Source organism: Dysgonomonas sp. GY617, assembly GCF_015233815.1.
Classification (GTDB): Bacteria; Bacteroidota; Bacteroidia; order Bacteroidales; family Dysgonomonadaceae; genus Dysgonomonas_A.
In genome coordinates, this window is record NZ_JADCLR010000007.1 from 109,413 (window position 1) to 135,887 (window position 26,475).

Genomic DNA, 26,475 nt, shown 5'->3' on the forward strand with positions numbered 1-26,475 from the left:
ATGTTTAAAGAAATAATTGATGCCTACAGACAAAATTTATTTGCAAGAGAAGGCGAAAAAAGAGATGTATTAATTCTATACAAAAATTTGCCTGCACTGGATGTTACAGATGAAGATGGCAAAAGTTTATATCATATAGCTGCAACCTTTGCCGATTACGAAGCTATCGAATTTTTGAGTGAAGGAGGCTTAAAAGTACGTGCCGATGAAAAAGAAAATACACCACTGCACGATCTGTCAAAAAGCCCCCTTACTAACGACATAAAGAATTTCGAAAAAAGAGAGGACGATATTCGCAAGACAGTCAAAAGGCTTATAGACCTTAAAGTTAATCCAAAGAAAAAAAATGAAGCTGGAGAGATTGCATATTATATAGCAGGAACTAAACTAATGTATCCCTTTATTGAAGCATTAGCGGATAAATCGGTAAAAATGGATGCAACAGCCGAAGAAGGTAAAAACCTTTTACATCTTATATGTAGCCAACTATATCACAAAAAGAAAAATGCAGGAGTTCCCGAAGCCGCATATAAAACCATAGAAGCATTATTAAAATCAGGAGTTGATCCTGAGGACAAAGATATTTTTGATACTACCCCACTTACTTATGCTCAACGAAGCGATGTAAAAGAGATAGCAGCACTTTTATCTGGTAATGAAGGTGACTTACAAACAGGGGGAATGACTATCAAAGAAGCCGTTCTCAAAAAGGACATAGAAGCAATAGAATGTCTACTAAAATTGGGGACAGATATTAACGAAGTTTCAGAAGACTATAGAACTCCATTGATGTCAGCATGTGAATATCCATCATTAGATATCGTAAAGCTATTGACTAAAGGTGGGGCTGACGTAAATTATGTATCCGGAGAGAACGGACACACTGCAGTGTATTATTTACTTAATTCTGCTATCCGAAATCTGAATGTTGGTGTAGTGGGAGGACAAGATGTGAAAACAATAACAAAAATACTCCAAGTTCTCATAGATAATGATCTGGATACAAATGCAACTATTGATAATAATGGGAATACTGCTTTAAATTTTGTTTGCTCACTTGGTTATATGGACGGTATAAACAATAAATTGGCTGAGTCATTGATAGATGCAGGTAGTAATATTAATCTGCCAACTCTAACAGGAAAAACTCCACTTATGACTTTTGCAGAGAAAGGTGATGAACCTAAACATAATATTGCCGAACTACTATTAGATAATGAAGCGGATACAACTCTTGTAGATAAGAACAGTTATACTGCTTTAATGTATGCCGTTGGAAATTCGAATAAAATGTCAGCAAAAAAAATAGCAGAATTAATACTGGATGCTGACAAAAGCACAATTGAGAACACCAATAACAATGGCGAAACAGCTCTGGATATAGCTGTAAAAGCAGAGAATGAAGCGGTAGTAAAACTTCTACTAAACAATATGTAAGTATATATTAAATACAACACACTATATGGACACCATGTTTTTAAATGCATGTAAAAATGCACAGAAAGGAATTATTCAAGCATTCTTAAAAAAAGGAACTATAAACCTCGATAAGAGAGACCCTATAGGTAATACACCTTTATATTATGTCTGTTTAAAAGGAGCCAAAGACATAGCAAAAATGCTTATTGACGAAGGAGCTGATGTATCTTTAGCAAACAATATAAGCGAAACTCCGTTGCACTGTGTTGCTAAGAATGGTAATAAGGACATAATTAAAATGCTAGTTGAACAAGGAGCAGATATAAATGCAACCAATAAAGACGGGCAAACACCACTCATTTATGCCGTAAAAAATAGTAAGACGGAGACTGGCTTATATCTAATTTCTTTAAACGCCGATGTAAATCTCAAAGACAACGAAGGTTTTAGCGCTTTAGACTATGCAACAGCAAATGGACTAAGAGATATAATCGAAGCTCTATCAGGAGGAAATGTAGCACAGAAAGACGCAAATGGAAATACACCTTTGCATCAAGCAGTTTACAACAATCAAAGTGAGGCACTATTAGCGTTACTCAGAGCTGATAATTCTAATGTAAATGAGCTAAATGATACAGGAGTAAGTTCACTTGTTCTGGCTACAAATAATTCGAACATTAATATTGTTGAACTACTTATAAAAAATGGAGCAGATGCAAACCTAAATTTATTAAATGGTAATGCAGCATTACACTATGCAGCTGAAATAGGAAATAAATTTATTGGAAAAATACTCCTTGATGCTAAAGCTGATATTAATGCTAAAAACTCTTATAGTGAAACACCATTGATTATTGCAGCAAAATGTGGCAATAATGATTTTACTGCTTTATTGATAGAGAATAATGTAGATGTAAATGCAGTTGATAATGATGCTAAAAGCGCTATGGCATATGCTAGCGAACGCGGATTTACTGAAATTGTAGAACAATTATTAATGGCAGGAGCTGAAAATTAAATTTACAACAACTTCATAGTAAAACTAAAAAAGGAGAACATTAAATGTTCTCCTTTTTTAGTTATCAATAAATGATGATTACTTAATAAACGTGACCGTCTTCTTTTAAATCTTCACCTTTAAATTTCTTTTTCTCAAGAGAACCCCATGCATATATAATATAAGCTAATACAAAAGGAACTAATATAGAAGCGTATGACATAGCTACCAAAGTAAATTCACTTGATGATGAATTCTGAATGGTAAGAGAACTTTGTAAATCGGCAGTTGATGGATAATAAGCAGTATTGTTATATCCAGCAAGTAGCAATAGAGTACATACAGTAACTACAGTACCCAAACCACTAAACCATATACCACTAGTATATGTGCTAGAAATTAATGAACGGATAATACCAAACAGCACCAATACTACACCCAGCAAAAAGAATATAGCTATAACAGGCATTTCTATTAGATTAAAGAAATACTTGTAATCTACTAAACTTACAATTTGAGTAGCAGGGTCTACTGCAAAACCTTTCGATAAGAATGTCCAGATAACAAAAGCTAAAAAGAACACAACAAAAGGAAGAGCATTGTATAATAAGAATTTGCGAGAACGAGCCACCAAATCCTGATCTGCCAGTCTATTAATAAAGAATAAACAAGCTAAAGTTCTTGCCAAGAAGAATACAGCAAGTCCTAAAGTCCAGTTTCTAAAATTAAGTAGAGCCTCAAGACCATGAAAAGGATTTTGCCATTGACTGATTACCAATCCCGTAGCAGTTTCGCCTCCCATAATTGTTATATTACCTTTATTCACAAGGAAGTCCGAACCTGTAAAGAATGTAGCAATTGCCACACCTAACAAGAAAGTTCCAAACAAACCATTAATAAAAAGGAATGACTGATAAGTAGTTCTTCCCCAAGTATTCCCCGGTTTCGATTGATACTCGTAAGACACTGCTTGAATTACAAAACAAAGCAATATCAACATCCAAACCCAATATGCTCCACCAAAGCTTGTTGAATAGAACAGAGGGAATGATGCGAAAAATGCACCTCCAAATGTTACCAATGTTGTAAAAGTATATTCCCATTTACGCCCTAACGCATTAACTAATAGGAAACGGTGTTGATCTGTCTTAGATAAGGAGAAAAACATCGATTGTCCACCTTGAACAAATAATAAGAATGCTAAAAGTCCCGCCAGTAAGCTTATGATAAACCACCAGTAATGTTGTAAAAATGAATAATCAATCATAGTGTTATATTTTATAAATTAAATAGAATCTCAGCTTAATCAGCTTTCGGTCCCTTTTTAATTTGATTCAACATGATACGAATTTCAGCAATCAATAGTGCTGTAAACAACACTGCGAATACTATAAAGGTAGTAATTACCGAGTTTACACTCAATGCCGATATGGCAGCTTGCACTGGCAATACATCTTGTATAGTCCAAGGTTGACGACCAACTTCAGCCACTATCCATCCTGCCTGAGTACATATATACGCTAATGGCACTGATAATATTGACAGCCATAATAACCATTTGGTATTTTCAAGTTTCTTTTTATAACTAAAAAACCAAAGTACAGCAAAAAATGCAACAAAGAATCCTCCAATATATACCATGATGTGGAATGCCCAAAACACCATCGGAATATTAGGTACTAATTGCTCTGGAGTATCTAAATAACCATAACCAAAATATGGATAATTTTCTTTCAATTTAGCTTTATACTCTTCTGCAGCTGTTTCGTTATTTTCTTTCTTAGCTGTTCTGTAATCAGCTAATGCTTGTATGGCTTGTTTTCCTCGCTCTTGTTTTTCTTCAAAAGATAACGCCACCTCACCAGTAGTAGTTGTGTAACCTCCTTCAATAATATCTTTTATACCTGGTACAAAAGCATCCATATCTCTATATCCTAATAGAGCCAAAGCGTTAGGTATTTCTACTTTAAAGATATAAGGATCTACATCATCCTTGTATGATTTCTTTTCAGGATTAAGTAATCCAACAGCAATAAGTCCTGCTCCGTTCTGACCTTCATAAAGACCTTCCATTGCAGCCAATTTCATAGGTTGTTTTTGAGCCACCTGATGAGCAGATCCGTCACCAGTCATAGCAGTCAATAAAACAGCTACTAAACCAAAGATTGAAGCAACCTTCATACTTTGTCTCGAAAACTCAGGCTCTCTATTCTTAAGCATGTACCAAGCTGCAACACCTGCAACAAATGCAGCACCCAAAATCCATGACGAAACTACAGTATGAAAGAATTTATTAATAGCTACAGGCGATAATGCCACAGCCCAAAAATCAGTCATTTCATTTCTTACAGTATCAGGATTAAACTCCATTCCTATGGGGTATTGCATCCATGCATTAGCCACCAGAATCCAAAGAGCAGATAAAGTTGCACCTAATACAACCAACCAAGTAGAAGCCAAGTGCATTTTCTTGCTAACCCTTGTCCAACCAAAAAACATAATAGAAATAAATGTAGCTTCCATAAAGAAAGCCAACATACCTTCTATTGCTAGGGGGGCACCAAAAATATCACCAACAAACCAACTGTAATTAGACCAGTTTGTTCCAAATTGAAATTCCATAATCAGACCTGTTGCAACACCAATTGCAAAGTTTACTCCGAAAATATTCATCCAAAATTTTGCTGTTTTCTTCCATTGCTCATTACCTGTACGTACATAGGCTGTTTCCATAATAGCCATTATTACACCAAGTCCTAATGTCAATGGAACAAACAACCAATGATACATAGCAGTCAGAGCAAACTGACCTCTAGACCAATCAACTAATGATGCGTTTAATAATTCCATAAGATAGACATATTTAGTTATTCATATTTTATTACTCTTTTATTCCCCTTAGAATCAATTATCCATGCATATAATCAGCTGTTAAATATCTATTACAAAACATACTAACTTTACATGAAAAATTGAGGCTCTGGCAATATAAGCTATAAGCAAATTTATTAACCAGAGCTACAGAACTTTTTATCTCTTTGATACATCAATAATCATACGAAGCGATATATAATCAGATCTAAGGACTCTCTTATAATTAAGCATCACCTCCGACGGGAGTAAAATCTCCTACCGGATTTTCAATGTCAATTGCTCCATGAAGCCTTTCGTATTGATTGATATTATCATTCAATGCTAACATAAGTCTTTTTGCATGTTCTGGTGCTAAGATTACTCTAGACTTAACTTTTGCTTTTGGAACACCGGGAACTATTCTAATAAAATCAAGAACAAATTCAGATGAAGAATGTGTTATTATAGCCAAGTTAGCATATGTACCTTGTGCTACATCTTCGGTCAATTCAATTTGTATTTGATTTTCTTGATTCATTTCTTTCATTTTTTGTTGTAGTGAATTTTTGTATTATGTTATAGTCTTGTTAACATACCTTACACAAAGAAAATTAAAACTAACATAACGGCAAAATTTTTAGAGGCATTTTACCATATATGATTATAAGTTATTTATATGATACATCAACAGAATCTATATCTTCTGAAGTTTCTATAACTTGTTGTATCTCTTGCAATTCTATCTTTGGTTTTCTTTTTCGTAAAGCAATCAGTTGAGCAACTGTACCTACAACACCCAATCCAAGCATTACATATCGCATTTTACTATCTGCATCGAACACTAAAAAAGCTGTTACACAGACCATACACCACATAAAACAAATAGAGAGAAGCCTTACTTTCCAACTCAAACCTGTTTCCATCCGTTTGAGATACTTACCTGTAAGTTTATTTTCCTCCAAACGTTTATATAATTGTGGGGAACTTTTGGCATACAAAGCTCCTGTTAACAATATGAATGGGGTTGTAGGCAAGCCGGGAGTAAACAACCCTAGTAAGCCTAGAATTAAGCTTATAGTACCTAGAGTAATAAATGTATACTTTTTCATTGCTGATTAACTATATTTTTATTGACCTTATAATTTAGAATCATAACTACCTTTACCTCTTGTATTTATTGAAGTAATCTAATAAACTGGAACTTAAGAAGCTATAGATTATTTATAATTTCCACATTAACTACAAAAATATCAATTCTTCTCTGCAATAGGCATCAGAACATGTTAAATCTTTTATGAACAAAAAAAACCTCTTCAGATATACTTCTAAAGAGGTTTTTATAAAAAACATTATTATATTATCTTACTCCATGCATCATTCGCAGAAGTATTTTATTCAGACATATCAATCCTGCACCACAAACAATAGCACCTATTGCTAATACCTGATAAACAGAGCCTGCACCCAAAGAGCTGGTTATGGACGAAATCCATCCTCCCATCAAGTTTCCGAAGAATGAAGATAGCAACCATACACCCATTAAAAGAGATGCTAGTTTTGGAGGTGCTAATTTTGTCACAGTCGATAAACCAACTGGAGATAAACACAACTCACCAATCGTATGCAATAAATATGTAAAGACAATCCACCACATGCTAGCTTTTACAGCAGTATCAGCAATATCGCCTCCTCGTTGATGCGTAGCTCCTACCATAAATAAGAAACCTATACCTAGAAGCATAAGCCCCGAACCCATTTTCACGGGAGTAGTTATCTTCTGACCGCTTTTCGAAGGCCAAAACATCGCAAACACAGGAGTTAACAATACTATAAATAAAGGATTTATAGATTGAAACCACTCGGTTGGTATCATAAAACCACCTACATTCCTATCCAAGAATTTTTCGGTATACAATGTAAATGAAGAACCTGCCTGCTCAAAGCCTGCAAAGAAAAATATAGCAAAAAAGAAATAAATAAATATGGCAATAGTTCTTTGCTTATCTTGAGGAGTAAGAGGAGCTGCTTTATGCTCAACAACCTGCTCCAACTCATTTATCGCTTCTTTTTCTAGCACATCACCCACAGGTTTTAAACCCAGATCTCCCAAATACCTTTTAGATAATGTATTGAACAAAAGTTGCCCTATAAGCATACCAATAGCAGCAGCTAAGAATCCGTAGCTATAACCATGGCTTATAATCTTACCTGTTGCCAAGTCTTTTACAGCAAACCAATCATTAGCCAGCAGACCAACTACAAGTGGTGCAAAAAAGGCACCGATATTAATACCCATATAGAAAATAGAAAATGCAGAGTCACGCTTTGCATCACCAGGTTTATACAAACCTCCTACTAATGTCGATATATTGGGTTTAAAGAAACCATTACCTATAATTAATAAAAGTAATCCCGAGAAAAGTCCAAATTTACTGTGGAGCAAAAATAGAACTAACTGACCAAGAAACATAGTAAAACCACCGATAGTAATAGCCTTTCTTTGTCCTAGATATTTATCGGCAAGCCACCCTCCTATCAAAGGCGTAAAATAGACTAATCCTGTAAATCCTCCATAAATCAGTCCGGCAAAAGATTCATCGAATCCGATACCTCCCTCTATGGCGGTTTTTGTAAGATACAGCATTAATATACCACGCATTCCATAATAAGAAAAACGCTCCCATAGTTCTGTAAAAAACAAGAGGTATAATCCTACAGGATGCCCAAATACGGTAGCATTAGAAGGTAACTTAGTTTCAGTCATAACTTAAAAATTCTCTTAATTTATAATATGTTCTTTTATTTCACTTCTTGCATTAACTTCCTGATAATCGGAGAAACAATCAAAACAATAATACCTACAATTACAGCATAAATTGCTAATTGTTGATATCCTCCGGTGTAAGAAAGTAGTTTTTCCATTAGCGAAGCATGTTCATTAGGATTAGATATTCCTGCACCTATAATACCTGCCAAATATTGTCCATAAGCACTAGCTAAGAACCATAAACCCATCATCATTCCTGATAGATGTTTAGGCGATAAGCTCGTTATCATAGATAAACCAATTGGAGACAAACACAATTCGGCTAATGTCATAACAAAATATGCACTTGCAAATATATTCAGAGATGTTTGCCCGCTTTCATCAGCAAACAGACGTGTGCCATATAATATAAAGAATGACCCTCCTAAAAGTAAAAAGCTTATTCCAAATTTAACTACTGTATTTGGCTCAATCTTTTTCTTATTCAGCCAGACCCACAATAAACCTAATAAAGGACTAAATAAAATAACGAAGAGTGCATTTGCACCATTATTTACAATATTGGGATCAATATGGAAAAAAGCTAGAGAAGTACGCAAATTTTCGTTTGCAAAAAGAGCTAAAGAACCTCCTGCTTGTTCGAAAAATGCAAAAAACACAATAGATAAAAGAATTAATATCAATGCTGCTATAAGCTTCTTTCGAGCTTCCTTTGTTGTTGTTTTAAACAGTTGATAGAAGAAATAAAATAAAGCTGCAGGACCTATTATATACATAAAAAGATCTGTATACTGAGTATCCTGAATCATTATATAAATCAACGGAATAGTTAGCAATGCTATAATATAAACATATAACTCTCTTAGTTTTCTTTTCCCAGGAGCTAAATCCAGTAATGGACTATCTCCAATAGGACCAAGATGCTTTTTAGTTAGCGTAAATGTGATCAATCCCAGAACCATTACAGCTCCCGCCGCCAAAAAGGCATAACTCCATGAATATCCTTTTCCTAACCAAACACAAATTGCTCCTCCAAAAAACGCACCTACATTTATACCAGAGTAGAACATACTGAATCCGGCTTCTTTCCTAACATCGCCGTCTTTATATAAGTAACCAACCATCGAAGATATATTCGGTTTAAAGAACCCTGTACCTACCACAGAAAGTGTAATACCTATATAAAAAAGATCGTGAGGTGCTATTGCTATTAATAGATTACCTACGATCATCATTATTGCTCCAAATGTCAACGATTTCTTAAAACCCAATATCTTATCGGCAAAAATACCTCCTAAAAAAGTAAAAGCATATACAAATGCCTGTATTGCTCCGTATTTAAGATTGGCTTCCTTAGCATGAAGTGCCAATTGATCGACCATGAAAATGGTAAGAATACCACGCATTCCATAGAAGCAGAAACGCTCCCACATCTCCACAGTAAATAAATACCACAGTTGTTTAGGATACTTACCCTCAAAATTTTGAATTTGCTCTAAGGTTAATGCTGCCGATTTTCCATCGGGATTAGAGTTGTTTGATAGCTCAGACCGACCGAGCTCTGGTTCAGATGATTTCATTATCTAATAATAAATGCTTATTTATATGACAAAAGTAAAAAAAATAATTGTATTCAGTCTCATTTTGACGGGTATTATACTATTTAACGATTTATAGTCAGGAAGCTAATACTTTGTATTTATGATTCATTCTTTTAATTTATTATAAACATATAGTATTCAAAAGAATTATATCTTTACCTTAGATTTAGAGCCATATATGAAGAATTACTTAAAAAAATCAAAATAAAAGCAGTTATCGGACAAATAAACTTTATGGCATCATTTTTGTTTGATAATAAAGGAAGTCAATACTACAAGCACTAGTTGAATACTAGTATAAAGTGTAGATAGTAGAAAACATCGAATAAAGGTAAAAAGATTATGGAAAATAATTTCTCACAAAGAGTTCGCAAGATCATGAACTATAGCCGTGAAGAAGCCGGACGTCTCCAAAACTCACATCTGGGACCTGAACATTTGATGCTTGGTATTCTTAGAAATGGGGAAGGATTGGCCATACAGGCATTAAGTGACTCAGGAATAGATTTGGATGATCTAAAAATAGATATCGACAGACATATATTAGAACAACAAGATATGTCTGCAAGTAATAACAGTGAAATTGTATTAACCAAAGGGACTGAAAAGGTACTTAAACTTAGTATACTAGAAGCTCGATTGACCAAGAGTAAAGAGACCGATTCGGAACATTTACTTCTTGCCATATTAAAAGACAGTGACAACATTGCTGCCAGAGTTTTAGAAAATCAGAACTTTAATTACGCAGGAGCATTTATGTATATAAAGAATTTAGACGGAAACTTAGATAATGATTTGTCTCCTAAAATGGGAGCAGATTTTACTGATGATGATGAAGACGAATCGGCAGAAGGAGCATCATATCAAAACGTAAATACACAACAACCACGTCAGTCTTCTGATACACCTGTATTAGATAACTTTGGTTCTGATATGACTAAAGCAGCTCTCGAAAACAAACTTGACCCTATTGTAGGTAGAGATAAAGAGATCGAAAGACTGGCTCAAATATTAAGTCGTCGTAAAAAAAACAATCCTATATTAATAGGAGAACCCGGTGTTGGTAAATCGGCAATAGTAGAAGGGTTAGCTTTGCGTATCACTCAGAAAAAAGTATCACGTGTATTATTCGACAAGCGAGTAATATCATTAGATATGGCTTCGGTGGTAGCAGGCACTAAATATAGAGGACAGTTCGAAGAGCGTATCAAAGCTATTTTGAACGAGCTTTCTAAAAATCCGAATATCATTCTGTTTATAGATGAAATTCATACTATTGTAGGAGCAGGAGGAGCTACAGGTTCGCTTGATGCTGCCAACATGTTGAAACCCGCTTTAGCTAGAGGTGAAATACAATGTATTGGTGCTACAACTTTGGATGAATACAGAAAGAACATCGAAAAAGATGGTGCTTTGGAAAGACGTTTCCAAAAAGTAATGGTAGAACCTACCACTGCCGAAGAAACTCTCCAAATCTTAAGAAACATCAAGGAAAAATACGAAGAACATCACAATGTAAAATATACAGATGAAGCTTTAGAAGCGTGCGTCAAATTGACAGACCGTTATATAACCGATCGTAACTTTCCTGATAAAGCGATTGACGCTTTAGATGAAGCAGGTTCGAGAATGCATTTAGCCAATATAAATGTACCTCCCGTTATTGAGGAAATCGAAAACGAACTGAAAGATGTGGTAGATCAAAAAACAAACGCAGTAAAAGCTCAAAAATATGAACTTGCTGCAAGTTTTAGAGACAAACAACGTCAATTGCTTCTTCAATTAGAACAAGAAGAGTCTAATTGGGAAAAGCAGCTGAAAGAACAACCACAAATTGTAGATGATGAGAAAGTAGCGGAAGTTGTTTCTATGATATCGGGAATACCTGTACAACGAATAGCCGAAGCTGAAGGTTTGAAGCTATTGGGAATGAAGGGAACACTTAAGTCTGTAGTTGTTGGGCAAGACAATGCTATTGATAAGATAGTAAAAGCCATACAACGTAACCGTGTAGGACTAAAAGACCCCAATAAACCAATTGGTACATTTATGTTCCTTGGACCAACAGGCGTAGGTAAAACTCACTTAGCTAAAAAAATAGCAGAACAACTATTCGATTCTGCCGATGCTTTGATACGTATAGATATGAGCGAATACATGGAGAAATTCAACGTATCTCGTTTAGTCGGAGCGCCTCCCGGATACGTAGGTTATGAAGAAGGTGGATTGATGACCGAAAAAGTTCGTCGCAAACCTTACTCTGTTATTCTTCTGGATGAAATCGAAAAAGCTCACCCTGATGTATTTAACCTATTGTTGCAAGTTCTTGACGAAGGTCACTTAACGGACAGTTTAGGCCACAAGGTAGACTTTAAGAATACTATTCTGATAATGACATCGAATGTGGGAACACGTCAACTAAAAGACTTTGGAAAAGGAGTTGGATTTAGTGCAGGAGCAGTTCAAGGTGATATAAATAACGAATACTCACGAGGCATTCTTCAAAAAGCTTTGAATAAATCGTTCTCACCTGAGTTTATCAATCGTATTGATGATATTGTGATATTCGACCAACTTAATAAAGAATCAATCAACAAGATTATCGATATTGATATGTCAGACTTCTATAAACGAATCTCTGCATTAGGATATACTCTTGAAGTAACAACTGAAGCTAAAGACTTTATTGCTGAAAAGGGATATGATGCACAATTTGGAGCTAGACCTCTTAAACGTGCCATCCAAACATACCTTGAAGACGAAATAGCCGAACTAATATTGTCAGGCGCACTTCAACAAGGAGATGTTATTGAGGCAATATTAGACAAAGAAGCCGAAAAGCTAAAAGTTGAACCGAAAAAGAAAGAAGTAACCGTATAATAATAAAGTTACAAAACATAACAAAAAAGGAGTTTCTGATATACAGAAGCTCCTTTTTTCATCAATCTCATACCCGTTTCAGCAAAAGTAAGACATCGATACCTGTTAAAACTTATTTACCATAAACAATACATCGTATCCGCTTGTTAATAATATCTACAAGAGTATCAAAGTACTTTTACTAGAATTTTCTATTTACCTTAATTTATTAAAATCTCCTCTAAGAATTATGTTGAAAATAGTATGGTTATCTTTCTTTTTCCTTTATAGAATAATTGCTTCTGGACAAGACTATTGCGAACAATCATTACCAGAAATTCTATCCTCAACCAAAAACAATATATGCATAGCTGTAGAAGGGTACTACGTGGATAATTCATCATTCATGGTGATCAATTCCTCAGATCCTCTTATTCGTATAAACACTCGATATCCTGTTTATGAATATAAATATCAGGAAAACCCTTATAGTAAAAATAGTACACACATGGCTGAGGTACCTATTTTTATAGAAGGAGACATGCAAGGAAAGGATCAACAAAGGATATTATTTCTGAATAAAAAACAGACAAACAAAAATCAATTGATTTTGAATGAAGGATTCATATTAGGAATAAAAATTGTAGAAGATAAGGTCGAGTATTTCCAATCTACGGAAAACAGGACATTCTATACATCCTTATACGCTTTACGAGATTATCTTTTCAATAGAGGCTCCATGCCACAAATAGATGAAGATACAGCATATTATAACCCTAAAAGAAAAAATTATATATCTCTGTAAATTTTATAAAAAACTCCCTTTTGAATAATATCAAAAGGGAGTTTTTTATAAAATAAGGTTCTGATAAATCATCGGTACTATCGATATTTTTTGTACTTTTGCGTTTTCGTATTAGGAACATTTTAAAACAATATACAGACGTGGCTGATACAAAGTATATTTTCGTAACGGGAGGAGTGATCTCCTCTTTAGGAAAAGGTATAATAGCATCTTCATTAGGTAAACTATTGCAGGCTAGAGGTTATAAGGTTACAATTCAAAAATTGGACCCCTATATTAATATTGATCCGGGGACACTGAATCCATACGAACATGGAGAGTGTTATGTGACTGTAGATGGGCATGAAGCCGATTTAGATCTAGGTCATTATGAACGTTTTTTGAATGAACCCACTCATAAAGACAATAATATAACTACGGGACGCATTTATCAAAATGTGATAAATAAAGAACGTAAAGGAGATTACTTAGGTAAAACGGTTCAGATTGTACCTCATATTACAGACGAAATACGTAGAAACATCAAGCTTCTCGGAGCTAAGTATGACTATGATTTTGTAATTACTGAAATAGGCGGAACAGTTGGAGACATAGAATCTCTACCATTCATAGAAAGTGTAAGACAATTAAGATGGGAATTAGGCAGTAAGCACTGTTGTTGCGTGCACCTTACTTACGTTCCTTATATAGCGGCCGCTGGTGAAGTTAAAACAAAACCAACCCAACATTCCGTTAAGAGCTTACAATCGTCGGGTGTACAACCTGACATGCTAGTATTACGTACAGAGCGTTCTCTAAGCAAAGACATCCTTAAGAAAGTTGCCTTGTTCTGCAATGTAGAGCCTGATGCAGTAATGCAATCTATTGACGTACCAACTATATACGAGGTTCCGATTAAAATGCAGGAACAAGGAATGGATGAAATCGTTCTTCGTAAGATGGGAATAGCAGTAGGTCCAAAACCAGAACTGAAACCATGGAGAGATTTTCTTGATAAAAAGAAAAATGCGAAGGAAACAATCAGAATTGGTATTGTAGGTAAATATGTAGAATTACATGATGCTTACAAATCGATCAATGAATCACTGTTACAAGCAGCCATATATAACGATCACAAACTCGATCTTCAATTTATACACTCTGACAAAATTACCGATGATAATGTGGCAGACAAACTAGCTGCGCTAGATGGCATCATTATTGCTCCTGGATTTGGGCAGAGAGGTATAGAAGGCAAATTTGTTGCTTTAAAATATGCTCGCGAAAACGATATGCCAACATTTGGTATATGTTTGGGTATGCAATGTATGGTAATTGAATATGCTCGTAATGTCTTAGGACTAGAGGATGCAAATTCAACAGAAATGAACACTCATACTCCTTATAAGGTAATTGACTTGATGGAAGAGCAAAAGAACATTACCAATATGGGTGGATCGATGAGATTAGGAGCATACAAATGCACCCTGAAGAAAGGTTCACTAGTGCACGAAGCATATGGCAAAACCCTTATACAAGAACGTCATCGTCATCGCTTCGAATTCAATAGTGAATATCGTAAGCAATTTGAAAATGCAGGCATGAAATGCACAGGAATAAATCCTGAGACTGACCTAGTTGAGGTTGTAGAAATACCTGGTCTAAAATGGTTCATTGGAGTACAATTCCATCCAGAATACAACAGTACGGTATTATCGCCCAATGCTTTATTTATGAGCTTTGTAAAAGCTGTAATTAAAAATAGAAAATAAGATCATTGATCTATTTTCCACTTGATAATATATTAGTAAAAGTTACTTATAGCTTAATAATATAACAGTAATGACTTACTGTGTTTAATAACAATTATTCTGCATAATAATTATATAAATCTACAGATTAATTAAGAATGGATAAAAATACAGGTATTGGCTTAGTTCTGATAGTTGCTATCGTCATGGGATTTACGTTCCTTACAAGGCCGAGTCAAGAAGAAATTGAAAGAGAAAACCGAAAAAAAGATTCGATCTCTAATGTTCAGAGAAGTCAGGTAGCTGAAGATATTGCCACAGCAGACGCACAACAACCTGCTAAAGAAAAACAATCTCCCGTAACAGATTTTTTTACCGCCGGTAATTCGGTAAAGCAAGATTCCTTAGTAAGTAACTCTGCGGATTCTTTAAACTCGCTACAACCTCAGATCACATCTGATCAGCCTAAAGAACAAATAATCTCTTTAGAAAATGAGATAATTAAGATAGATTTCACCACTAAGGGTGGACAAATGCTTAGTGCTCAACTAAAAGATTTCAAGAAATATAACGGAGATTCGCTTTACCTTTTTAATGCAGATGCAAATCTGTCTCTACAATTGGTAAATAAACAAGGAGTTGCGTTAAATACCGACAAAGCATTATTCACACCTATTAAAAGTTCTTCTGATGCTAATCAGACACTTGTAATGCGTATGAATTATACTGACACAGAGTATATTGATTTCATATATTCGCTTGCTGCTGACAGCTATATGATGAAATTTGACATTGCTGTTGTAGGTATGCAAAATATTCTAAGTGTAGATTGTCTTGAAAAGTTTAAACTTAATTGGACTCAAAAGTTGCACAGACAAGAGAAAAGCGAAAAGAACGAACAAAGATACACTCGTGTACACTATAAAGGAACTGATGGCAGCTTTGAAGAATTGAGCGAAAGCAGCAATGACAATAAAGAAATTCCAACAGGAGCCAGATGGGTTGCCTTTAAGAATCAATTTTTCGCAACTACTTTAATTGCTGACAACGAATTTACATCTCCCTCTTTACACTCTAAAGTACTTCAGTCGCCAGATTACCTGAAAGATGTAGAAGCAACTCTATACTTTAAGCCAGTAGTAGACAACACAGGTACACTTAGAGGTGGATTCAGATACTTCCTTGGACCATTAGATTATTACATGCTGAAAGGCTACGATGATGGTCAAAAAGATGCTTTACAACAATTAGATTTAGATAAATTAATCCCACTTGGATGGACTTTATTCCGTATTATTAATCAGTACTTTATAATTCCATTATTCAACCTGCTAGCTTCTACAGGAATGCAAATGGGATTAGTAATACTATTATTGACACTAATCGTTAAATTGATTATATCTCCATTGACATATAAATCGTTTATGTCTTCTGCCAAGATGAGAGTTCTAAAACCTCAGGTAGACGAATTAAACGAAAAATATCCAGGTCAAGAGAAAGCGATGGAGAGACAAAAAGCAGTAATGGCACTATATAGTCAGGCGGGAGTTAACCCGATGAGTGGTTGTATACCTATGCTTCTACAAATGCCTATATTATTGGCTCTCTTCTCATTCTTCCCATCATTAATAGAACTGCGTCAACAAAGTTTCCTATGGGCTGATGATCTTTCTACATATGATGCAATAATCGAATGGAATACAAACATCCCTTATATCTCATCTTGGCTAGGTAACCATATTAGTTTATTCTGTATTCTGATGACTGTTACTAATATTGTTTATACAAAATTCAATATGGATGCTACAAATACCGGACAACAACAAATGCCGGGTATGAAGTGGATGATGATGTTAATGCCTATTGTATTCTTCTTTGTATTGAATAACTATCCTTCAGGACTTACTTATTATTACTTCTTGTCAACATTGATGACAATATTAATAACATTAGCTTGTCGTTACTTCATCGATGAAGAAAAAGTATTAGCTAAACTAGAAGAGAATAAGAAGAAGCCTAAGAAAAAAGGATTTATGTCTCGTCTACAAGAGCAAGCTGAACAAGCTCAACGTGTACAACAGCAACAAGGTAAAGGACAAAACAAAAAGAAGAAAAAGTAATTCTTACTTTATATATACAAGAAAGCGAAGCTATAAATATAGCTTCGCTTTTTTTATCAGAATATCCTATTTAATAATAACTGGCTTTAAAATAAGACTCTTCATAAAAAAAGCGAGAATTATATGTATTATAATTCTCGCTTTTCGTATTTAGTATATTCTAATTCCTATTTTATTCATCCGAATCAAGATCCCATTCATCAAAGAATGAATCGTCAATGAAATCATCTAAATCACGACGGTCTTTTTTAGTTGGACGACCAGCACCTCTATCTCTATCTATGAATCCACTAACTTTGCTTAGCTCTAAAATTTCATATTCAGACTGAGGAGTAGCATCTTCCATAAATTGAGGTACAAGTTTTGCACCCATACGTTTTTCGCTTAAATCTAAAACTTTAAAAGAATAGGTTATAGGAGGTTTCTTTATTTGTACAACATCACCTACCCTAATCATTCTTGAAGGCTTTATATTGGTTCCCTGAATCATTATACGCCCTTTTTTACAGGCTTCAACAGCTAGGGTTCGTGTCTTAAAAAGACGAACAGCCCATAACCACTTATCAATTCTAACTTCAGTTTTTTCTTCTTTCATAACTCTAGCTATAAATGTAGTTCAGCGATACAAATAGAATACTTACTAATAATAAAACAGACCGATGATCTTATTTATTATTAAATTGATTCATCGTATTTTGTAATCCTGCCAAACAAAAACTTTTAATAATATCTTCACACATTTCGAAACGCTCGGGCAATACCTTTTCTTCTTCATCATCAAACTGACCTAGGACATAATCTACCTGTCCACCTTTAGGAAAATCATTCCCAATCCCAAAACGTAAACGTGCATAGTTTTGTGTACCAAGTATTGATTGAATGCTTTTTAAGCCATTATGACCTGCATCACTCCCCTTCCCTTTCAAACGAAGAGAACCGAAAGGTAAAGCTAAATCATCAACAATTACCAATAGATTTTCTACAGGTATTTTTTCGGCTTGCATCCAATAACGGATAGCATTACCGCTCAAATTCATATAAGTAGAAGGTTTCAGCAGTATAAGAGTTTTACCTTTGACTTTCAATTCCGAAGTTTCTCCGTATCGTCTATCCGTAAAAACAATATTGGACGCTTTAGCTAAAGCGTCCAATACTCTGAATCCTATATTGTGGCGGGTATAGTGGTATTCGCTACCAATATTACCCAAACCGGCAATCAAGTATTTCATTAAATAGATTATTTTATTATTTGCCTTTAGCAGCAAGACCTCTTGCAGCACGAGTCAATTGAACGCGACATACAACCGCATTCTTTGCATTTAATAATTCTAATCCGTCGAAGTTTAATTCTCCAACTTGTACTGATTTTCCTAAAGCTAAGTGCTCAATGTTTATGTGCAATTTCTCAGGAACTTGAGTGTAAAGAGCTTTTACTTTCAATTTACGGCTATCAAGTGACAACTTACCCCCAGCTTTCACACCTTCAGCCAAACCATCTAATACAACAGGAACGTCGATTACGATTGGTTGGTTTTCGAATACGTGAAGAAAGTCTAAGTGAAGAATTGCATCTGTCACTGGATGTACTTGGATGTCTTTAAGAATTGCTTTGTACGCTTTTCCGTCAAGAGAAAGGTCTACCAAGAAAATCTCAGGAGTGTAAATCAATTTACGTACATCGCTAACTTGTACACTAAAGTGAATTGCTTCAGTTGAATTCTCTCCACCATAGATTACTGCTGGTATAGCATCTTGTTTACGAAAAGCTTTAGTAGCTTTTTTTCCTAGATCAGTTCTTAGTGATCCTTTTAGTTCAAATGTTTTCATTTTTTAATTTTAAATTGTGTTACTCAAATTAAGGATTGCTTCCTTATCCCCATCACACGGGCTTTACAGAAAAGCGACTGCAAAGATAATTGATTATTTATTAAGAACAAATACAATAACCGCCTTATTTACAAATAAGAAGTATCATAAATGTACTTTGCTTTATTTTTCTTATAAACTACTATCATTTTTCAACGAATGGATAAAGCCTAAACCTTACCTGTTCATTTCACGTAGCTTTATTTTAGTTAGCACCTGCTTTGTATTCAACGGAAAATCAGCATCCATCATCCATGCATAAAAACTTGGTTCAGCTCTTAAAATTTCTGAAACAGGCTTTCCTTTATGCTTTCCGAAATTGAATACTTCTATTCCATTTTCATTTCTAATTATACGCCCAGCAAGATCAACATTATCATTAAAGAATGAATACTCTTCCGCCAATTTAGCAATATCATTAGGCAAATCGGGATAACGATCTAGCTGTGCTTTGAAAACTTCATAGGTAGCCAAAGTGTCAGCTTCTGCCGAATGGGCATCTTCTAAACTCTTATCACAGTAAAACTTATAAGCAGCCTCTAATGTACGTTGTTCTTTTTTATGGAAAATAATCTGCACATCAATAAACTTTCTCTTCGAAAAATCAATATCCACCCCTACCCTAAGAAATTCTTCCGAAAGTAATGGAATATCAAAGCGACTCGAATTAAAACCAGCCAAGTCACAGCCTTCGATCTGATCTGCCAAAGACTTAGCAATCTGACGAAAGGTAGGTGCATCTTTTACATCCTCATCTGTAATACCATGTATATCTGATGATTCTTTTGGAATTGGCATCTCCGGATTAATACGCTTTGTTTTTAGCTCTTCTTTACCATTTGGAAAAACTTTGAGATAAGAAATTTCGACAATTCTATCACGAGTTGTATTTGTACCTGTAGTTTCCAGATCAAAAAACACAATCGGATTTTTTAGATTTAGTTCCATAAAGTAAACTGTATTATTGAAGCAAAAACTTTACCACTCCTATAATCTTTAAAGAGTGATAAAGCTTATTATTTGCTTATTATATTATCAATATTAATCGAATAAAGGTCGTAACCCTTTTTATTGCTTTAGTTAGTAAATAACTATGAAATTGCAGCAATAGAAAAATTAATGATACTAAAATTCCGTTTATCATGAGAAAAACAGATCTAAACGAATTTAGTCGTTTAGCATCATCGGCATCAAAAGCATAAGAAGATCTTCGGTATCTCCTTTTTCAACAGGGAAAATAAGTCCTGCACGTGAAGGATCAGATAATTCAACGGAAACTTCGGTTGCTGGGATATTATTTAGTATCTCAATCAAGAAATTCGATTTAAATCCGATATTCATTGCAGTACCTTCGTATTGACAAGGAATAGTTTCTTCAGCAGCTGTTGAGAAATCAATATCTTGCGCCGAAACCAACAATTTATTATCAGACAATTGAAGTTTCACCAAACTACTTGCTGGATTAGAGAATACAGATACACGTTTCAGAGCATTCAAAAATGCCAATCTATCCAAAATAACTTTGTTCGGATTATTTTGAGGTATTACCGAATTGTAATTCGGATAGCGTCCTTCTATAAAACGACAAGTCATTGTATAACTCGACATGGTTATGTATGCATTGTTTTCATCAAACTTGATAGAAACAACTTCTGACTCCTTAGGTAAAATACTTTTCAGTAAGTTAGCAGGTTTCTTTGGCAAAATAAAAGATGCTCTTTCAGATCCTTGTACTGACAATGTTTTGCTACGAACGAGTTTATGACCATCAGAAGCTACAAATGTCAAATCCTCGGTAGTTATATCAAAGTAGATACCATTCATCACCGGACGAAGCTCATCGTCAGCACTTGCAAACAACGTTCTGTTGATAGCTGTACATAAAATCTGAGGGTCAATCGACAAGCTGATAGCTGTATCTTTTAATTCTTTTGGTTGTGGATATTCTTCCCCACTTTGTCCAATAAAATTATACTTTCCGTTGTGGAAATATATAAATATTTCAAGATTGTCATCATTTATCTCGAAAGTAAGTGGCTGATCGGGAAGCTCTTTCAATGGATCTAATAAATTACGAGCATTGATTGCTAATTTGCCCGCACCCTCAACCTCATTTACTTCTAATGAAGTTACAAGACGAGTTTCTGTATCTGCAGCTGTAAGCGTCAACGTGGAATCATTAAGCTCCAATAAGAAACAATCTAAAATAGGCAATGTATTTTTTGAATTGATCACCTTGCTAATTGACTGAAGATGACTCAGCAAAGCAGTACTAGATACAACAAATCTCATATAATGTTGGTTTTATTAAGTTACGTTTTATTACAAACAAAAGTAACGATATTTTTTATAAGAACAAAAAGTATGATTACAGACCCTTTTATTGTTTTTGAAAAACAATAAAACTAGCCATAAATACATTCCAAAATAATAAATATTTTAGAACTCTGTTTATTCCATACCGTTAAGACATTCTATTTTCGCCCCACAAGATACAAAAAGAGACCTATTTTTCAATAGATCTCTTCTCTTTATTTTATTTTTAGTGATGTAAATATTTATTTAAACGATTTCTCATTTAATACACTAAATTCTTTATCCTTATCAGCTCTCATAGATACAGAAATAACATCCCATTGAGTAGGCCAACCTCCGAAGATAGCTCCAAATCTTACAATCTTAATAGCATGAAGACCTTTTGCTAATGCGATAGATTTATCAGCACGCGAAAATCTACGAGCTGTATCTTTCCCATTATCGTTAGTTATCAATTGTTTTCCGTCAATCCACAACTCCGAATCTGTGCTGAAGTAATACACTCCATCCTCCGGAATATCCACATATCCTGTTAAAATAGTACTATAAAAATCATTAGGATATACTTCTACATAATCATTAACTCGATGTTTCGTTTTTTGTGGAGATGCAACATATTCAACCTCATCTGGAGTTTTGCCCTCTAAATCTGACATCTTACGTGCCACTCCTTTAAAATGTTCTGCTTTCAAGCCTGCTTTTTCGCCAGCAGCTTTTTGAACAGCAGGAGCAGGAGATTGTTTCTCAATAGTTATTGTTCTGGTTTCGCCCATTTTTTCCGATACTAATACTGTACGGATTTTCAAAGTTGTATTTTCTTTGAAAGTCAATGGTTTTTCATAAACAGCAGATGCCAAAGTAGGCTCTGTCCCATCCGTAGTATATACAAATTTTACAGGCATTGAGGTCTTAAATTCAAGAGTTGTAGAATCTAAAAACACAACAAAATTAGCAGAAGGCGTTGTTTGTTCAGGATTAGGAATAAAGTAATTAATACCATGGAAATCTAAACGTACCAACTGATTATTCATTCTACGTTCAAAATCTTTATAGTCTTTTTTATCCTTAGCTGACCAATTAACTTCTGCCACTGCAATAATACGTGGGAAAGTCATATTCTCCATACGATCAGTATCGTACATATATTCTGCCCAAACATTACCTTGAGCACCTAAGATATGATGTTTTTTATCGTCTGCGATTTTCTCTGGGATAGGCTCATAATCATAAGTCTTTTCTAAAGTAAGCAATCCGCCAATAGTAACAGGTAATATTTTAGAATCGCCTTGATATTTATCTAAATACAACCATCCACCAGGAGTCATAATCACATCATGTCCCATGTTAGCAGCAGCAATACCACCTTCTTCGCCTCTCCAGCTCATTACAGCAGCCGTTGGAGCCAATCCTCCTTCAAGAATTTCATCCCAACCTATCATTTTCTTATTATGCTTTAATAAGACTTTCTCCATGCGTTGTACGAAATAACTTTGCAGTCTTTCTTCAGCACTATGCTCTTTATCAGATTTCAAACCAAGTTCTTTAATACGAGCCTGACATTTTGGACATTTTTCCCATCTGATTTTAGGACACTCATCGCCTCCTATGTGGAAATAATCACTTTCGAATAATGGGATTACTTCTTCAATAACATCTGTAAGGAACTGAAATACTGAATCATTTCCTGCACAATACACATCATTTGCAACTCCCCAAATATTACGCACTTCGAAAGGACCTCCTGTACAAGACAACTCAGGATAAGCCGCCAATGCCGCAACACCATGCCCAGGAAGTTCTATTTCTGGAATTACCTCAATAAAACGTTCTTTTGCATAAGCCACTATTTCTTTAACTTGATCTTGAGTATAAAAATAAGGTCCATAAGTACTACCATCACCTTCTACACGTTTTGATCCTATTTCAGTTAATTTAGGATATTTCTTTATTTCGATACGCCATGCTTGATCTTCTGTCAAATGCCAGTGAAAAGTATTTATCTTGAACATTGCCAATACATCTAACTGTTTTTTCAGGAAGTCTACATCAGCAAAGTGACGACATACATCAAGATGCTGTCCACGATAAGGAAAACGAGGTTCATCTTTAATACTCACATTAGGCACTTTCCATGCTATGTATTTTATCAATGTCGGACTTTCAATTTCAGCAGGCAACAATTGCATTACTGTTTGCATAGCATAAAATACTCCTTGTGGAGTTTTAGCTTTTATATCTATACCTTTTTCTGTCACTTCTAACAAATAACCTTCGTCATTTACAGCTATATCTTTATCAAGATTAAGGCTGATGAAGTTAGAACTCGGAACTCCAGTTTTGATATCTAAATCATAACCTGTTGAATTCTTAATTTTAGCAGCAAAGTAAGACGCAACTTTATCTAAGGAAGGATCATTTACTGCAAATACCGCAGATTTTGTAAGCTCGAAGTTTCCTTCATTTTGTTTTAACTCCAGTGGTATTGGAGTAACGTTTATGCCCTCATTATAAGGCTTCTGAATAGGTGTTTCAGTACTACCACAAGATGACACTAACATGGCTAATGCCACAGTGCATACTGGTATAAGTTTTTTCAACATAGATAATATTTTTAGTTATTTAATCAAGGTTAACTACACGTATATGTTATTTAACAATCGATCAGAATGCTAAGATAATCAAAAATGGCATATAGCATTACCTACAAAAAGTCCTTTATGTTATATAACATAGGCAGAGGCTTTCTTAATCATTAAAACATGTATAATCTTCATAAAAAAAGAGGGAAATCTACTAAAAGACCTCCCCCCTTATTGTATAAATTAGATTATAACTTTCTATCGGCTTAGATAGCGTTAATTTCTTTCAATACATTATTAGTTTTGCGAACTGCTGCAGCAGATGCTTCGAATTTTTCTTTTTCTTCTGCTGTAAGTTTAAGGTCGATAATTTTCTCCCAACCGTTTTTACCTAATACAACAGGCACACCAATACAAATATCGTTTTGTCCATATTCACCTTCTAGGCTAACACAACATGGAACAACTTTCTTTTGATCGTGAATAATAGATTCTACAACTGCTGCTCCTGCTGCTCCTGGTGCATACCAAGCCGAAGTACCCAACAAACCTGTTAGAGTAGCTCCACCAACCATAGTATCAGCAACAACTTTATCTAAAGCTTCTTTTGATAAAAGATCTGATACTGGAATACCTTTATAAGTAGCTAAGCGAGCCACAGGAATCATTGTAGTATCACCATGTCCACCAATAACCATACCTTCTACTTCAGTAGGGTTAACACCCAAAGCTTCACTCAAATAATATTTGAAACGTGAACTATCTAAAGCTCCTCCCATACCTACAATACGGTGTTTTGGAAGACCAGTAACTTTAGAAGCTAAATAAGTCATTGTATCCATTGGATTGGAAATAATAACCAAAATAGCATTAGGTGAATATTTTAGAATATTTTCAGCAACACTCTTCACAATACCTGCATTTACACCGATCAACTCTTCGCGAGTCATACCTGGTTTGCGAGGAATACCTGATGTGATAACCACGACATCCGAATTAGCTGTTGCAGCATAATCATTAGTAACACCTTTGATTCTTGAACTGAACTCAAGCAATTGAGCTGTTTGGTTCATATCCATTGCTTTTCCTTCGGCCACACCTTCTTTTACATCAAGCATTATTACTTCGTCAGCAATTTTTTTAAATGCGAGTACATTTGCACAAGTGGCTCCGACATTACCGGCTCCCACAACTGTTACTTTAGACATGATAATTTTGTTTTATAGTTATAAATTAGATTACATGTAAATTATTCGAAATACTTTACCATTAAGTTTAAGTGATAAACAGCATCTATTTCGAATAGATAAACAAAAGTAATTTGTTATTTGCAATAAAGGAACTATTTCAGGGCTAAATTTCGATTCAATTATTAAAAAATATTGACAAGAAGTTTTCCCCTAGAAAACGTTTTTCTAACCACCAATCATTCCTTATATGCTTTTGTAACTTCCCTTGCAAACCAATTACTATTTCGATGTTTCCTTCGAATAATAATTTACTAATTGACAGCCATGCACTTCGCTAAAGGAAAGGCTAATTCGTGAAAAAATTTGTTCCAGCTAGGCTCTCTCACACATTTTATTAATATATTTGTATATAAAGTCTAACATATTAAAAGAAGTAAGAAAGTAAAGTTATATGGAACAGAATACAAAACCTTCGACAAGAAATACAAAGATATTAATTGCCATCATAGTGGGTTTAATTGTAGGAATGGGAGTTGCAGCATATTTTATATTCAAACAAAATACTCAGCTTGAAGAAATGCAACAAGTCAATGAAATCTCTAAACAAAAACTTGAAGATGAATACGAGAGCATTGACACTCAATATGAAGGATTCAAGATTTCTATAAAAAACGATTCTCTTTTCCAACAACTAAGCAATGAGCAAGCCAAGGTTCAACGATTGAGGGAAGAGCTTCGCACAGTAAAAGCTACTGATAAAGCTGAAATAGGTAGGTTGAATAACGAACTTAGCAGCTTAAGAAAAATTCTTAAGTCATATATTGTACAAATAGACTCTTTAAACAGAGCTAACGAGAGACTAGTACAACAGAATAAAGAAATAACGAACAAGTATCAAGAAACGAGCAAAACTCTAAATAAGGTTTCACAAGAAAGAGCTAACCTTACCGAAAAAGTAACACGGGCGGCCAAGCTTGACGCAACAGGCATAAGCGTAGCAGCAACCAACTCAAAAGGTAAAGTACAAAAGAAGATAAAGAGTGTAGAGCAACTAGTTGTCTCATTCACTATCACTAAGAACATTACAGCTGAACCAGGCGAAAGAACTATATATGTTCGAATAATGAAACCCGATGACGATATTCTTGTAAAAAACAGAGCCAATACCTTTCCTTTTGAAAACAGAGAAATTCAGTACTCTATCAAAAGAGTTATCGAATATGGAGGCGAAGAAGTACCCGTTACTTTATATTGGAAAGTAGAAGAGTATTTAATGCCTGGAACTTATCGAGTAGATTTGTTTGCTGATGGTAGCCTGATAGGTTCACGATCGTTTTCTCTTGAAAAATAAAGAGTAATTCTATCTTTCACAA

Annotated in this window: 20 protein-coding genes; 7 read left to right on the forward strand and 13 right to left on the reverse strand. The window is 34.7% G+C overall.

Features of this window, described 5'->3' with window-relative positions; genetic code table 11:
• Window positions 1–1,437, forward strand: a complete 1,437-nt coding sequence (locus IR022_RS07605; protein ID WP_194203263.1) for an ankyrin repeat domain-containing protein — start codon at window positions 1–3, stop codon at window positions 1,435–1,437.
• A 25-nt stretch (window positions 1,438–1,462) separates the two neighbouring features.
• Entirely contained in the window at window positions 1,463–2,437 is a 975-nt protein-coding gene (locus tag IR022_RS07610; protein ID WP_194203264.1) for an ankyrin repeat domain-containing protein, read from the forward strand.
• An 82-nt stretch (window positions 2,438–2,519) separates the two neighbouring features.
• Here IR022_RS07610 and IR022_RS07615 read toward each other — a convergent pair whose 3' ends face one another.
• From IR022_RS07615 to IR022_RS07640, 6 genes are all read right to left on the reverse strand, one after another.
• On the reverse strand, window positions 2,520–3,683 hold the full coding sequence (locus IR022_RS07615) for a cytochrome d ubiquinol oxidase subunit II (protein ID WP_194203265.1): 1,164 nt from the start codon (window positions 3,681–3,683) through the stop codon (window positions 2,520–2,522).
• 35 nt (window positions 3,684–3,718) lie between these two features.
• Window positions 3,719–5,266 carry a cytochrome ubiquinol oxidase subunit I gene (locus IR022_RS07620; RefSeq protein ID WP_194203266.1) on the reverse strand — a complete coding sequence of 516 codons (1,548 nt, stop codon included), beginning with the start codon at window positions 5,264–5,266 and terminating at the stop codon, window positions 3,719–3,721.
• A gap of 247 nt (window positions 5,267–5,513) precedes the next feature.
• Window positions 5,514–5,816, reverse strand: a complete 303-nt coding sequence (locus IR022_RS07625) for a DUF3467 domain-containing protein (protein ID WP_050708613.1) — start codon at window positions 5,814–5,816, stop codon at window positions 5,514–5,516.
• A 121-nt stretch (window positions 5,817–5,937) separates the two neighbouring features.
• The gene (locus IR022_RS07630; protein WP_194203267.1) at window positions 5,938–6,378 is read right to left on the reverse strand and encodes a YbaN family protein; all 441 of its coding nucleotides are present in this window, start codon (window positions 6,376–6,378) and stop codon (window positions 5,938–5,940) included.
• A 248-nt stretch (window positions 6,379–6,626) separates the two neighbouring features.
• The gene (locus IR022_RS07635) at window positions 6,627–8,033 is read right to left on the reverse strand and encodes a peptide MFS transporter (protein ID WP_194203268.1); all 1,407 of its coding nucleotides are present in this window, start codon (window positions 8,031–8,033) and stop codon (window positions 6,627–6,629) included.
• Between the two features lie 35 nt (window positions 8,034–8,068).
• Window positions 8,069–9,616: a peptide MFS transporter gene (locus IR022_RS07640; protein ID WP_194203269.1), complete on the reverse strand. Its 1,548-nt coding sequence runs from the start codon at window positions 9,614–9,616 to the stop codon at window positions 8,069–8,071.
• 363 nt (window positions 9,617–9,979) lie between these two features.
• Between IR022_RS07640 and IR022_RS07645 the strand changes: the two genes are divergently transcribed.
• The 4 genes from IR022_RS07645 (at window position 9,980) to yidC (ending at window position 17,151) form a co-directional block, all read left to right on the forward strand.
• Window positions 9,980–12,517, forward strand: a complete 2,538-nt coding sequence (locus IR022_RS07645; RefSeq protein WP_050709299.1) for an ATP-dependent Clp protease ATP-binding subunit — start codon at window positions 9,980–9,982, stop codon at window positions 12,515–12,517.
• A gap of 229 nt (window positions 12,518–12,746) precedes the next feature.
• A complete protein-coding gene (locus IR022_RS07650) occupies window positions 12,747–13,301 on the forward strand; it encodes a hypothetical protein (protein ID WP_194203270.1) in 555 nt (184 codons plus the stop codon).
• Between the two features lie 140 nt (window positions 13,302–13,441).
• Entirely contained in the window at window positions 13,442–15,052 is a 1,611-nt protein-coding gene (locus IR022_RS07655; protein ID WP_194203271.1) for a CTP synthase, read from the forward strand.
• Between the two features lie 137 nt (window positions 15,053–15,189).
• Entirely contained in the window at window positions 15,190–17,151 is a 1,962-nt protein-coding gene (gene yidC / locus IR022_RS07660) for a membrane protein insertase YidC (protein WP_194203272.1), read from the forward strand.
• A 172-nt stretch (window positions 17,152–17,323) separates the two neighbouring features.
• On the opposite strand, the gene IR022_RS07665 is transcribed toward yidC, so the two are convergent.
• The 7 genes from IR022_RS07665 to mdh form a co-directional block, all read right to left on the reverse strand.
• Window positions 17,324–17,746: an RNA-binding S4 domain-containing protein gene (locus IR022_RS07665; protein ID WP_194203273.1), complete on the reverse strand. Its 423-nt coding sequence runs from the start codon at window positions 17,744–17,746 to the stop codon at window positions 17,324–17,326.
• Window positions 17,747–17,816: 70 nt separating this feature from the next.
• Window positions 17,817–18,380, reverse strand: coding sequence for an aminoacyl-tRNA hydrolase (gene pth, locus IR022_RS07670; protein WP_194203274.1), 564 nt, complete (start codon window positions 18,378–18,380; stop codon window positions 17,817–17,819).
• A gap of 16 nt (window positions 18,381–18,396) precedes the next feature.
• The gene (locus IR022_RS07675; RefSeq protein WP_050709377.1) at window positions 18,397–18,978 is read right to left on the reverse strand and encodes a 50S ribosomal protein L25/general stress protein Ctc; all 582 of its coding nucleotides are present in this window, start codon (window positions 18,976–18,978) and stop codon (window positions 18,397–18,399) included.
• A gap of 216 nt (window positions 18,979–19,194) precedes the next feature.
• Window positions 19,195–19,965 (reverse strand): 3'-5' exonuclease, encoded by a 771-nt coding sequence (locus IR022_RS07680; protein WP_050709378.1) that lies wholly within the window; start codon window positions 19,963–19,965, stop codon window positions 19,195–19,197.
• A gap of 219 nt (window positions 19,966–20,184) precedes the next feature.
• Window positions 20,185–21,309: a DNA polymerase III subunit beta gene (dnaN, locus tag IR022_RS07685; protein WP_050709379.1), complete on the reverse strand. Its 1,125-nt coding sequence runs from the start codon at window positions 21,307–21,309 to the stop codon at window positions 20,185–20,187.
• A 266-nt stretch (window positions 21,310–21,575) separates the two neighbouring features.
• On the reverse strand, window positions 21,576–23,933 hold the full coding sequence (locus tag IR022_RS07690) for a family 20 glycosylhydrolase (protein ID WP_050709380.1): 2,358 nt from the start codon (window positions 23,931–23,933) through the stop codon (window positions 21,576–21,578).
• Window positions 23,934–24,178: 245 nt separating this feature from the next.
• Window positions 24,179–25,120: a malate dehydrogenase gene (gene mdh / locus IR022_RS07695; RefSeq protein WP_194203275.1), complete on the reverse strand. Its 942-nt coding sequence runs from the start codon at window positions 25,118–25,120 to the stop codon at window positions 24,179–24,181.
• Between the two features lie 433 nt (window positions 25,121–25,553).
• On the opposite strand from mdh, the gene IR022_RS07700 reads away from it, so the two are divergent.
• A complete protein-coding gene (locus IR022_RS07700) occupies window positions 25,554–26,453 on the forward strand; it encodes a hypothetical protein (RefSeq protein ID WP_050709382.1) in 900 nt (299 codons plus the stop codon).
• Window positions 26,454–26,475 lie beyond the last annotated feature (22 nt).

What these genes read in the sequence shown, in the direction of transcription:
- mdh (WP_194203275.1), bottom strand. Translation starts at nt 25,120, where the DNA reads ATGTCTAAAGTAACAGTTGTGGGAGCCGGTAATGTCGGAGCCACTTGT.
- IR022_RS07610 (WP_194203264.1), top strand. Translation starts at nt 1,463, where the DNA reads ATGGACACCATGTTTTTAAATGCATGTAAAAATGCACAGAAAGGAATT.
- IR022_RS07630 (WP_194203267.1), bottom strand. Translation starts at nt 6,378, where the DNA reads ATGAAAAAGTATACATTTATTACTCTAGGTACTATAAGCTTAATTCTA.
- IR022_RS07700 (WP_050709382.1), top strand. Translation starts at nt 25,554, where the DNA reads ATGGAACAGAATACAAAACCTTCGACAAGAAATACAAAGATATTAATT.
- IR022_RS07635 (WP_194203268.1), bottom strand. Translation starts at nt 8,033, where the DNA reads ATGACTGAAACTAAGTTACCTTCTAATGCTACCGTATTTGGGCATCCT.
- IR022_RS07615 (WP_194203265.1), bottom strand. Translation starts at nt 3,683, where the DNA reads ATGATTGATTATTCATTTTTACAACATTACTGGTGGTTTATCATAAGC.
- IR022_RS07645 (WP_050709299.1), top strand. Translation starts at nt 9,980, where the DNA reads ATGGAAAATAATTTCTCACAAAGAGTTCGCAAGATCATGAACTATAGC.
- dnaN (WP_050709379.1), bottom strand. Translation starts at nt 21,309, where the DNA reads ATGAGATTTGTTGTATCTAGTACTGCTTTGCTGAGTCATCTTCAGTCA.
- IR022_RS07675 (WP_050709377.1), bottom strand. Translation starts at nt 18,978, where the DNA reads ATGAAAACATTTGAACTAAAAGGATCACTAAGAACTGATCTAGGAAAA.
- IR022_RS07605 (WP_194203263.1), top strand. Translation starts at nt 1, where the DNA reads ATGTTTAAAGAAATAATTGATGCCTACAGACAAAATTTATTTGCAAGA.
- IR022_RS07665 (WP_194203273.1), bottom strand. Translation starts at nt 17,746, where the DNA reads ATGAAAGAAGAAAAAACTGAAGTTAGAATTGATAAGTGGTTATGGGCT.
- IR022_RS07620 (WP_194203266.1), bottom strand. Translation starts at nt 5,266, where the DNA reads ATGGAATTATTAAACGCATCATTAGTTGATTGGTCTAGAGGTCAGTTT.
- yidC (WP_194203272.1), top strand. Translation starts at nt 15,190, where the DNA reads ATGGATAAAAATACAGGTATTGGCTTAGTTCTGATAGTTGCTATCGTC.
- pth (WP_194203274.1), bottom strand. Translation starts at nt 18,380, where the DNA reads ATGAAATACTTGATTGCCGGTTTGGGTAATATTGGTAGCGAATACCAC.
- IR022_RS07650 (WP_194203270.1), top strand. Translation starts at nt 12,747, where the DNA reads ATGTTGAAAATAGTATGGTTATCTTTCTTTTTCCTTTATAGAATAATT.
- IR022_RS07680 (WP_050709378.1), bottom strand. Translation starts at nt 19,965, where the DNA reads ATGGAACTAAATCTAAAAAATCCGATTGTGTTTTTTGATCTGGAAACT.
- IR022_RS07690 (WP_050709380.1), bottom strand. Translation starts at nt 23,933, where the DNA reads ATGTTGAAAAAACTTATACCAGTATGCACTGTGGCATTAGCCATGTTA.
- IR022_RS07640 (WP_194203269.1), bottom strand. Translation starts at nt 9,616, where the DNA reads ATGAAATCATCTGAACCAGAGCTCGGTCGGTCTGAGCTATCAAACAAC.
- IR022_RS07625 (WP_050708613.1), bottom strand. Translation starts at nt 5,816, where the DNA reads ATGAAAGAAATGAATCAAGAAAATCAAATACAAATTGAATTGACCGAA.